Source organism: Pedobacter sp., from assembly GCF_035317785.1.
Taxonomy (GTDB): Bacteria; Bacteroidota; Bacteroidia; order Sphingobacteriales; family Sphingobacteriaceae; genus Pedobacter.
The window spans coordinates 1-8,397 of sequence record NZ_DATHGC010000297.1 but is presented as its reverse complement, the minus strand read 5'-3'; the positions used below and the strand labels follow the sequence as shown (position 1 = coordinate 8,397).

7 protein-coding genes and 1 pseudogene are annotated in these 8,397 nt (G+C 44.0%); 4 read left to right on the top strand and 4 right to left on the bottom strand.

Going from position 1 to position 8,397, the window contains the following annotated elements:
* Positions 1 to 1,087 (top strand): serine hydrolase (locus VK541_RS18655; protein ID WP_324371904.1); only part of this gene is annotated, 1,087 nt, incomplete at its 5' end.
* A 212-nt stretch (positions 1,088 to 1,299) separates the two neighbouring features.
* Positions 1,300 to 1,452, top strand: coding sequence for a hypothetical protein (locus tag VK541_RS18650; RefSeq protein ID WP_324371903.1), 153 nt, complete (start codon positions 1,300 to 1,302; stop codon positions 1,450 to 1,452).
* Positions 1,453 to 1,460: 8 nt separating this feature from the next.
* Here the strand turns inward: VK541_RS18650 and VK541_RS18645 are convergent, their stop codons facing one another.
* Complete coding sequence (locus VK541_RS18645; RefSeq protein ID WP_324371902.1) at positions 1,461 to 3,830, bottom strand: ABC transporter permease; 2,370 nt, start codon at positions 3,828 to 3,830, stop codon at positions 1,461 to 1,463.
* Between the two features lie 179 nt (positions 3,831 to 4,009).
* Here VK541_RS18645 and VK541_RS18640 point away from each other — a divergent pair, with 179 nt between their 5' ends.
* Entirely contained in the window at positions 4,010 to 4,735 is a 726-nt protein-coding gene (locus VK541_RS18640) for a DNA alkylation repair protein (protein ID WP_324371901.1), read from the top strand.
* Positions 4,736 to 4,809: 74 nt separating this feature from the next.
* On the opposite strand, the gene VK541_RS18635 is transcribed toward VK541_RS18640, so the two are convergent.
* From VK541_RS18635 to VK541_RS18625, 3 genes are all read right to left on the bottom strand, one after another.
* On the bottom strand, positions 4,810 to 5,610 hold the full coding sequence (locus VK541_RS18635) for a phytanoyl-CoA dioxygenase family protein (RefSeq protein WP_324371900.1): 801 nt from the start codon (positions 5,608 to 5,610) through the stop codon (positions 4,810 to 4,812).
* Positions 5,611 to 5,809: 199 nt separating this feature from the next.
* Positions 5,810 to 6,727 carry a helix-turn-helix transcriptional regulator gene (locus VK541_RS18630; protein ID WP_324371899.1) on the bottom strand — a complete coding sequence of 306 codons (918 nt, stop codon included), beginning with the start codon at positions 6,725 to 6,727 and terminating at the stop codon, positions 5,810 to 5,812.
* A 9-nt stretch (positions 6,728 to 6,736) separates the two neighbouring features.
* A complete protein-coding gene (locus tag VK541_RS18625) occupies positions 6,737 to 7,549 on the bottom strand; it encodes an SDR family oxidoreductase (RefSeq protein ID WP_324371897.1) in 813 nt (270 codons plus the stop codon).
* Positions 7,550 to 7,783: 234 nt separating this feature from the next.
* Between VK541_RS18625 and VK541_RS18620 the strand changes: the two are divergent.
* Positions 7,784 to 8,397, top strand: a pseudogene (locus tag VK541_RS18620) (glycoside hydrolase family 92 protein); the annotation flags it as partial.

Here is an 8,397-nt window from a genome sequence, read left to right as displayed (position 1 = left end):
CGCCAACAACTGGGTCAAACCTGCGCTGGCGGGCCCCGTTGTCAATAAACCGGGCAGCAAATTCCTATACAACAACTTAGGCCCGTTTCTATTGTCAGCTATTATACAAAAAGTGACCGGCCAAAAACTCATCGATTATCTGAAGCCCCGTTTATTTATTCCCCTGGACATTAAAGAAGCTGATTATGAAACAAATCCCCAGGGAATAAACGTCGGTGGTTATGGATTGAGGCTGAACATTGAATCGATGGCGAAATTTGGCCAGCTGTTTCTGCAAAAGGGTAAATGGAAAGGCAGGCAAGTACTTTCGGCGGAATGGATAGCTGAAGCTACTAAAATACAGATAGGCCAGCCGCCATCTTATGTTTCGGAAGCTCAAAAGCCGACGAGTGACTGGGCACAGGGTTATGGTTATTTCTTCTGGCGATGCCGTAACAATGCCTACAGGGCGGACGGCGCTATGGGGCAATTTATTGTCGTCATGCCGGACCAGGATGCCGTGGTCGCGCTGACTGCAAACGCACCGGATATGCAGGCAGAGCTCAACCTCGTGTGGGACCACCTGTTGCCCGCAATGAAGGCAGGCAAGCTTAAAGAAGACCGGCCGGCACAAACTGCCTTGAAATCAAAACTAACTGCGCTTGCATTGTCACTTCCTCCAAAAACAGCAAATGGCAGTTCTGCTAAGGCTATCTCTGGCAAAACATTTATCATGGAGCCCAATTCATTGAAGATCCAAAGTGTTTCCCTGGAATTCAAAGGTGATCTTTGCATGCTTAAATTGAAAACTGATGCTTCATCCCATGATCTTAGTTTTGGATCAGGATATTGGGCTAAAGGACAGACCACCAGGCATGGCCCGTCATTGACTTTCGGCTCAAAAGGAAGTCTAAAGGGCTTGCCAGCCTTTAAGGTAGCAGGTGCATATACCTGGAAAGATGATGACACACTTGAAATGCTCCTTCGCTATACCGAGAGTGTACATTCACAATTATACAAGGTCAAAATAGTGGGTGATGTGATCACTCTGGAAGTGCCATCCCCGCTGAACCCGGGAATGAATGTTACGATTAAAAGTGTGCAATAATTGTCCGTTACTGAAGCAAATGGTTCGTTTTCGGGCATTTGAAATTACCCGAAGAAGCCCCGAACCAGTGTTAACGATGGTAGCCAATTGTATAGTACCGGAAGGCTTTTTATGTTAACAAATGATTACCATCTTATTAAAACTGCAATTGTGTCTTTAATTGGAGATTAGAAACTTAATTTTGTGAGACAATTAATTTTATTGACATGGAAATGAACTATTTAATTGTAGCCGCTGTATTACTGCTGGTGATCATTCTGATTGTCTGGATCATCCGCAGGAATCAGAAAGACAAAAAGAAATTCGAAAAGGAGATCATCAATTCTGAGATAAAGCCTGAAGCGCATAAAGAGGATAAAGTGTGATTTGAGCACTACTCATATTTGATTGCTTTTATTGGGTCGGCGGAAGCAGCTCTTATGGCCTGATAGCTGACGGTCAGGTAGGCGATCAGGATGATGAATCCGGCGGAGCTTAACATCATGAATCCGGTGATCTCCGTTCGGAAATCAAATTTGGAAAGCCAGATATTCATCAGGTAATAGCTGATCGGGAGGCCGATGCCGATGGCAATCAATACCATTTTTACGAAGTTCCAGCTCAGCAAATTGACAATGCTGGCATGGCTGGCACCAAGGACTTTTCTAATGCCGATCTCTTTTGTGCGCAATTCGGCACTATAGGCTGAGAGGCCGAGAAGCCCCAGGCAGGAAATAAAGATCGATAAGCCACCAAAAAGATTGGAAAGAATGGATAAAGTACGCTCTCTTTCGAATTTAGTTTGATAAAGGCTGTCTACAAACGTGAGCTCAACCGGATACACCGGGTTCAATTCCTTCGTGATCTTATTAATTCTGTTCAAGGCTTCATCAGCTGGTATTTGCGGATTTAAACGCATGGTGATCACATCAGGTATGAATGCCGCCCAAAGAATGATCATTGGCATTTCCTTTTTAGTTGGGTCAGCCCAGATGATGTCGTCAAAAACCCCGATAACGGTTCTTTTTATTTTGCCATATACAACAGTTGCACCTATTGGCTGCTGCAGGTTCATGGCTTTGACCGCAGTTTTGTTCAGCAGTATTCCGGCGGTGTCAGAGGCCTTATTTTCGCTAAAATCTTCACCTATGATCATATTGATGCCAGTGGTCGCGGCAAAATCGCTGGTGGTGAAGATCTGGTTAAAATCTATGCTTTTGTCAGCCGGAGACATGCCTTTCCATTCCAGTCCGCTGGTGGTGGAGTTTCTGGTCGAAATGCTGGCTGTAGTTTTACACATGGCTTTTACAGCTCCGGATTGTAGCAGACGGGCTTTTAAAACATCGTATTTCTGGAAGAGCATACCTTCCATAGGCATTTCAATCAAGGCGTTATTGTTATAACCTATGGGCCGGTTTTTTATCAGTTGAAGCTGGTTGTAAACCACTATTGTACCTGTAATTAAAAGAACGGCGAAACTGAATTGCATAACCACCAATGCTTGTCGTAAGCTGACAGAAGAGCGGCTCCCTTTTACTATTGCCGTTCCCTTTAATGTATTTACAGGCTCAAAAGAAGAAAGGTAAAACGCAGGATAACTGCCCGCAATGATACCTGTGACAAATACTCCAAGGAGTACCAGCAGCCAACTGTCTACACTCAGTGAGCGTAGGTGAAGATGGGTATTCAGTAAGCTATTAAATATTGGCAGGGAAAGTTCAATGATCAGGATGGCCAGCACCAGGCTTATCAGTACCATCATCATGGATTCTAACAGGAATTGCAGCATTAAGGACGTTCTGGTTGCACCTATTGCTTTCTTGATGCCTACTTCCCTTGCCCTTTTACCAGCCCTTGCCGTGGCCAGGTTCATAAAATTGATACAGGCAATGACCAATATTCCCAATGCCAAACCGATGAAGATCTTCACCTGCTGGATCCTGCCGCCATCAGGCAGCCCGTTTTTAAATTCGCCGTACAAATGACTCTTCAAAAGCGGGTATATAAAAGGCTCAGCGGTTGCAATACTGTTGTGTGTTTTGAGGAATTTTCTAAATCCGGCATTAAAATTATCCGCATTTACTCCTTTATTTAAGGTTAATAAGGTATAAAATGAATAGTTTTGCCATTGCGCATCTTTGAGAAATACACCTTGATTTTCATTTAGTGACACCAGGCTTTCAAATTGATAGTCCAGGTTTTCAGGCATATCTTCAATTACTCCCGTTACCGTTAACGCTGCAAAATTCATAAATTTAATCCCTTTGTTTATTGCCGTAGCATTCCCAAACAGCCTCCTGGCGGCACTTTGGGTTAAAACGATGGAATTTGGCCGTTTGAACGCGGTCTCAGCACTACCGCTTACAAATTTATAGGATAAAATCTTAAGGATGTCGGGCTCCGCAAAACGGTTCTCCATCTTGATGCTTTTATCTCCATATACAAGGAGTGTCTTGGTAGGCCAGGTGATCATCGCAGCATCTTTGATCCCTGCGAGTTCTGCTTTCATTGTTCGTGCAAGTGCATTGGGTGTGTGATCACCAGTGCCTTTAATGCTATTTAAATTGTCGAGATGGTTGACCTTCACCTCATATACGTTCTGCGCGTCATTAAACTGTGTGTTGAACTGCCATTCGCTGGCGACATAGAGCAAGAGCAGGAGTGAGGCGGCTAGGCCAACTGCCAATCCACCAAGGTTGATGAGTGTGAATCCTTTGTTTTTCCAGAGGTTCCTCCAGGCAATTTTGAAACTTAGCTTTTCCATGTGATGCAATATACCAACGGGATGCCAAATAAAAATGGCGCTTCTGGAGACTTTTAAAGCTGATTTGGTGAATTGGAATGTACGGAACTGAACAGCCGGATGTTCGGTACTGGACGTAAATTGTTTTTCTGCATATCTTATTCTAGATTAGAGATTTGAATGCTAAATCATGCCTGAACATGAATGAACCGACTGCTAAAGAATTTATATCGCAACTGTCACTTTTAAAGTCTGCTGCGGAACTTAAGAATGTGGAACGGTTTTTTAGAGATAAAAAACCGGATAGTAAGTTTTTAGGCATCCGTATGTCGGCTATTTTTGATTTGGCAAAAGCTTTCATGGAGATGTCATTGGCTGAGATTGAGGTATTGCTCCAGAGTGAATATTATGAGGTGAGGATGGGTGCGGTGAGTATTATGGATTTTCAGGCGCGGGATAAAAAGACGACAGCGACAAGAAAAAAAGAACTGTTTGATCTTTATATCAGGCGACACGACAGGATAGACAACTGGGATTTGGTGGACAGGAGCGCTCCTTATGTGGTTGGCGGTTATCTGTTTGATAAACCCAGGGAGATTTTATACCGGCTTGCTAAGTCCGGTAATGTTTGGGAGCGTAGGACGGCAATTGTAAGCACGTATTTTTTTATCAGGCAGAATGATTTGTCTGATACTTTTAAGATCGCTGAATTACTGGTACATGATCCGCATGATCTCATTCAAAAAGCTGTTGGGAGCTGGATCCGGGAGGCGGGCAAAAAGGATAAACTGGTGTTGATTGAGTTTTTGGATACCTATGCGGGATCGATGCCAAGGGAAATGCTGCGGTATGCAGTGGAGAAATTGGATGAGAAGGGGAAGCAGTATTATTTGGGGATTAACGGGCGGAACAAAGAGAGCCGGTAGGTGTATCTGGAATAATGATTAAAGACGTTCAAAGGGATTGTATTACGTCCCTTGAACATCTCCGTTTTTAATGGTTATGCATTCAGGCCAAGCCTGATGGCTGCTTCAACCGGGCAATATTGTTCCCTGCCTTCTGTTTCAAAATTACTTCTGAGGAGTAATGGGGGCTGAGCGAGAAAACGGGGTTCTGTTCCCTGATGTCGCTGCGCCCTGTGCGCCAGAAAAGGGTGACAGAGGTATACTGTTCCTGCTTTTCCGGTCGCGGATACTTCTTTTTTTTCTGATAGTCCAGCGGCTTTTTCAGCGAGTTCAGGCAGCTTTTCTGCAAGTTCCATAAATGACAGCCCGGCATCTCCTGCAGGTTTTAACAGCCTGGCAACGTCGAGATGGGATCCCTTCAGAATTATCGTTGGGGCATCCAGTTCGCTGACATCGGAAAAAAGAAAAAGCATCAGCAGGGCCCGGCCTTTTGATCTTGCGTTAATGCGTGCGCCGAAATAGTCATTTGGGTCGGCTCCGGCAAAACCGGCATCTACATGCCAGCCTGTATCTCCCGAATCAATTGGTGACGGGAAGCGGACAGGGAAAGCACCCATGCTCATGCAGGGAATCCATTTGCCTTTGCCGACAAGCTGATCGAATGCTCCATGAAGGATTAACGTATTGGCGGCTTTGGTGAATGGCTCCTGTGTATACATGCCCAGCCAGACCACGGGTTGTGTCCAGGTGCTGCTGTCGTTAGGGTTTGCGGGGATGTCTTTCCAAAGGATATTTCTTGCTTCGCTGGCAATTTCTGCAGAAAAGGCGTTGTCGATTCGGATGAAGCCGTCTGTAATAAATGATTGTATTTGTTCTTGATTTAAGATTTCGTTCATGATGATTAATATAAATGTTCAGACAATAGATAGTCATTGCCCTGACGGGCAAATAAGTCAATAAGACTGATGGCTGGAAGGCCAGGGGAATTTATATTAAAGCATTAATGTCATTCTCATAGAACAAATATATTGATTAAACCTATTTATATCAAGTCAGGCGGCGTTCTGAATAACGGCCTTTTTGTTTACTGATGTTCTAATTGAACGAGGCCCTGAATTCCAGCGGTGTTACATTTGTTTTCCTTTTAAATGTTTTATTGAAGGATTGCGGATGTTCGAAACCGAGTTGATAGGCTATTTCTGCTACTGTTAGGTGGGAAGTGGACAGATATTCCTTGGCTTTTTCTATCATTTTTTCGTGTATGTGCTGCTGGGCATTTTGCCCGGTCAGCGAACGGAGCATGTCGCTTAAATACCTTGGAGAAAGATTTAACTGCTGTGCCAGGTATTCCACGGTAAGCAAACCTTTATTCAGCGATTCTTCTTTATCAAAATAATCACTCAGCACTTCCTCCATCTGCTTCAGCAAATCATGGTTTACCGCTTTGCGGGTAATGAATTGCCTTTTATAAAAGCGATTACTATAATTCAGCAGCACCTCGATATAAGAAATCATCAGGTCCTGGCTAAAATCGTCAATAGTTCCGGTCAGTTCCTGCTGGATATTATCCAAAACACCCAAAATGGTCGTCTTTTCTTTGTCAGAGAGGTGCAGCGCTTCATTGGCCTCATAGGAGAAAAATCCGTACGACTTTATGTTTTTACCCATAGGGTAGTTTCTGATAAAGTCAGGGTGGATCAGCAATGAAAAACCTTCATACTCGGTGTCCTCGCCAATAATGGAGATCAATTGATTAGGGGCAGTAAATATCATGCCGCCCTCATCAAAATCATAATAGCCCTGTCCGTAACCAAAAACGCCTTTCAGTGTCTTCTTATAAGAGATCTTATAGAAGTTAAACACAAAGGAGCTTTTGAGATAGGCCTCATCCATCACCATTGTGGAGTTGTCGACAAGGCTGATCAGCGGATGCAGGGGTTTGGGCAACCCAAGCATCCGGTGCAGCTCTGAAATAGAATCTATTCTTAAAAGGCTGTTGGCTTCTTTCTTCATTTTGCTAATTTATTCATTTACTAATTCTCCAAACACCATTTTATTCATCTCTTTCACCGCTGCTTCGGTACCAATCTCCAGACGTCTTGCATACAGCTGATTGGCAAATTCTCCGGCAACATAACGCAGCTGGTCCTTGCCATCAGTAGCAGCTTCATATATTACGTCGGCAATCAGTTCCACGGGCTCAAAATTGTCCGGACTCATCAGGCCAAATAATTTTTCCAGCCCCTCTTCATAGGCAGGATGACGGGCAACGTCTAGTGCATCCCCCGCAAAATTGGTTTTAATGCCGCCCGGTGCGATGGTTTTGATGCCGATGTTATGAAGGCCGAGTTCATAGGACATGCCTTCGCTCCAGCCTTCGAGTGCCCATTTGGTCGCATGGTAAATAGAATCCATTGGGAAAGTCAGCAGGCCGCCGATTGAAGTTGTGGTAAGGAACAGGCCGCTTTTCTTTTCCCTGAAATAAGGCACAAAAGCCTGGGTAACGCGGATCACACCCAGTAAATTGGTATCAATTTGTTTCACCAGCTGCTCATCAGAAAAGGCTTCAAGTGCCCCTACCAAACCATAACCGGCATTGTTTAACACCACATCAATAGCATGCTGTGCGAATGCTTCTTTCACCGTGTGCTGAATTTGCTCGACATTGGTAACGTCCAATGGCAGTAAGGTTACATTTTCCAATGTATTCAGTTCTGTTTCTTTGGCGGGGTTCCGCATTGTAGCGATAACGTTCCAGCCGTTACTTTGAAATAATTTGGCAGCAGCTTTTCCTAAGCCTGAAGATGCGCCTGTGATGAAGATTGTCTTTTTCATTTTCTTTTTGTTTTAATGTTATGATACAAAAGTCAGCAGAAGCCAGCTGCTGAAAGTGTTCATATTACGGTTTGTAGTAGCCAAAATGACGAAGACGGTTATTTTGCAAGATAAACACGTATAAGGCACCGGCATAAGTAACAATGAAGTTGCAGACAGTGTTTACCCGCGTAGCCTGTACCAGGTTATCTCATCAATTTTCTACATTTACCTTACCACACAAACGTAAGGAAAATGAGAAACCACATTAAATCAATTTTAAGCTTTGCGCTAATGGCAATGCTTGCATCAACTGCAGCTAAAAGCCAGACCACGGGCTATAGCAAATATGTAAACACTTTTATCGGCACTTTTCCGCTTACTGATCCTAAAATACTGGGTTATGAGTTGCCTAAGGGCTGGAGGTCATGGGCGGGACTGACATTCCCGGGAAGTTCTATGCCCAATGCGATGGTGCAGCTGAGCCCGATCACGGAGTACGGTTCAGGTGCTGGTTATGAATATGAAGATTCGGTAATTTATGGTTTTACCCATACCAATAAGGGGCACTGGAACCTTTGTAATATTCCTCTTTTACCAGTATCTGGTGATGGAAATAAAAACCTTGCCCTCAATAAGGGCAGTAAATTTGGCTCAACCTTTTCGCATAAAAAAGAAAATTCTGCTCCGGGTTTTTACCAGGTATACCTGGATGATTATAAGGTAAATGTAAGCCTGACCTCAACATTGAGATGTGGGTACCATAAATATGAATATCAGAACAACACGGGCAGACAGATACTTTTTGACCTGGCCAGAGCCAACAACAGGGTATCGGGCTGGCAGATTGAGCAGGTGGGGACTCATGT